This is a genomic window from Mycobacterium sp. E3298, from assembly GCF_001666895.1.
Classification (GTDB): Bacteria; Actinomycetota; Actinomycetes; order Mycobacteriales; family Mycobacteriaceae; genus Mycobacterium.
Genome location: NZ_LZJB01000527.1, coordinates 1 through 2,296 on the forward strand (window position 1 = coordinate 1; position 2,296 = coordinate 2,296).

The 2,296-nt window shown below is 67.7% G+C and carries 2 pseudogenes; one reads left to right on the forward strand and one right to left on the reverse strand.

What is annotated here, in order from left to right:
- Window positions 1-114: 114 nt before the first annotated feature.
- Window positions 115-894 (forward strand): annotated as a pseudogene (locus A9X05_RS32405) (condensation domain-containing protein); the annotation flags it as partial.
- A gap of 48 nt (window positions 895-942) precedes the next feature.
- Here A9X05_RS32405 and A9X05_RS24265 read toward each other — a convergent pair.
- Window positions 943-2,296: pseudogene (locus tag A9X05_RS24265) on the reverse strand (condensation domain-containing protein); the annotation flags it as partial.

Genomic DNA, 2,296 nt, shown 5'->3' on the forward strand with positions numbered 1-2,296 from the left:
CTCGCCGGTGATCCGGAAGGCGGTCGGCATGTTGTACGTCGCCCCCCCACCACCCCCATCGAAGAACTCCTGACCACCATCTACACCGAAGTCCTCGGCCTCGACCGCATCAGCATCGACGACTCCTTCTTCGACCTCGGCGGCGACAGCATCCTGTCGATGCAGGTGGTCGCCCGCGCCCGCGCCGCGGGGCTGGCCTGCCGTGCCCGCGACATCTTCGTCGAGCAGACCGTGGCCCGCCTGGCCCGCATCCCCGGGATCACCGAGGCCCGCGAACAACTCGTCGACGAAGGCATCGGGCCGATCACACCTACCCCGATCATGCACTGGCTGTTCGACATTGACGGCCCGATCGATGAGTTCAACCAAACCATGGCGCTCCAGGTCCCGACCGGGGCCACCCACGCCGACCTGCTCGCCATCCTGCAGGCGCTGCTCGACCACCACCCCATGCTCAGACTGCGTGCCGACACCAACGCGCGGTCGTTGACCGTTCCCGGACCCGGCGCGGTCGGTGCCGGTGAGTGCCTACACACCGTCGAGGCGCTCACCGATCAGGTGCTGGCCCAGGCCCTGTCTCGGCTAAATCCCGCCGCCGGGGCGATGGTGAGTGGGTTGTGGGTGAGCACCACCGGCCAGTTGGTGTTGATCGTCCACCATCTGGTCGTGGATGCGGTGTCGTGGCGGATCCTGTTGGAGGACGCCAACATCGCCTGGGCCCAGCACCGCGGCGGCCAGCCGATCGCCCTGCCCCCCGGCGGGACCTCGTTTCAGCGCTGGGCCGCGTTTCTGGACGATCACGCCCACACCGCGGCGGTCATCGCACAGGCCGACACCTGGAACCACGTCGCGGCGACCGCGGCCGCGCTCCCCCCACCGCAGCCCGGCGACACCTACGCCAGCGCCGGGCACCTCACCGCCACCCTGGACACCGAGACCACCCGGATGATGCGCCAACGACCGAACCGGATTAAGCCGCTCAACCAGCACCTCGAACGGCACGTCCCGATGCTCGAGGGCGGCGAGACCCTTTTCACGGGTCTGGTTCAGCAACTCCGCGACCGTGGGGTTCCCGGTGAGATCCAGCCGCAGCACCAGGGTGTTCACGAAGAAGCCGACCAATTCGTCGAGCGCGGGATCATCTCGACCGGCGGTCGGAAAGCCCAGCACTACATCGGAACTCGCGCTCAGCCGAGACAGCAACACCGCCAACGCCGCCTGAACCACCATGAAACTCGTCGCGTTGCACTCCCGGGCCACCGCACGCACCCGCTGCTGCAACCCCGCCGGCCACTCCACCGCCACCGTCGCCCCACACTGATCGGCCACCACCGGATAAGGCCGATCCGTCGGCAATACCAACCGCTCCGGCATCCCCGCCAGCGCATCCTCCCAAAATGCCAACTGCCTGCCGATCGGACCACTACCGTCATCGAGATCACCGAACTGCGCCCGCTGCCACAACGTGTAATCCGCATACTGCACCGGCAATTCACGCCAGTCGGGTGGCTGGCCGCGCTCGCGCGCCCGGTAGGCCACGCTGATGTCCCGCACCATCGGAGCCAGCGACAACCCGTCAAAGGCGATGTGGTGCAGAACAATTCCGATCACATGCCGCTCCGGGCCGACCGAGTACACCCGCACGCGAATCGGGATGTCAGTCGATAGGTCGAAGCGATGGCCGGCCAGGGCCGTCAACGCGGCGGGTATGTCCTGCTCGGGCAACGACGCCACGGCCGCGTCCCCGCCTTGCCACATACCGCTTCGGGCCGGCAACACCCGCTGGAACGGGACGCCGTCGGCATCGGGGAATATCGTGCGCAGAGACTCGTGGCGGCCGATGACGTCGTCGAGGGCCGCCCCAAGGGCCTCTACGTTCAACGGCCCGCTGATCCAAAACGCGGTGGGCATGTTGTAGGTCGCGGCGCGGTCCCGCCATTGCTCGAGGAACCAGAGCCGGCTCTGGGCGAACGACAGCGGAAGGACAGCGGGCCGGTCGCCCGCCACCAAAGGCTCGCGCTCGGCCCCGTCGTCATTGAGGTGCGGCGCCAGGAGCGCCACCGTGGGCGCGTCAAACAAGGCGCGTAACGACAGGCCGGCTTTCAATGACTTGTTGATGGCGGTGACGAGGCGCATGGCCGACAGTGAATCGCCGCCCAAGTCGAAGAACGACTCGTCGATCCCGACCCGTTCGAGACCGAGAACCTGTGCGAAGGCGCCGGCCAGCACCTCCTCCACCGCAGTGACCGGGGCGCGAAATCGGCTGGCATCGCTGTATTCCGGCGCGGGGAGGGCT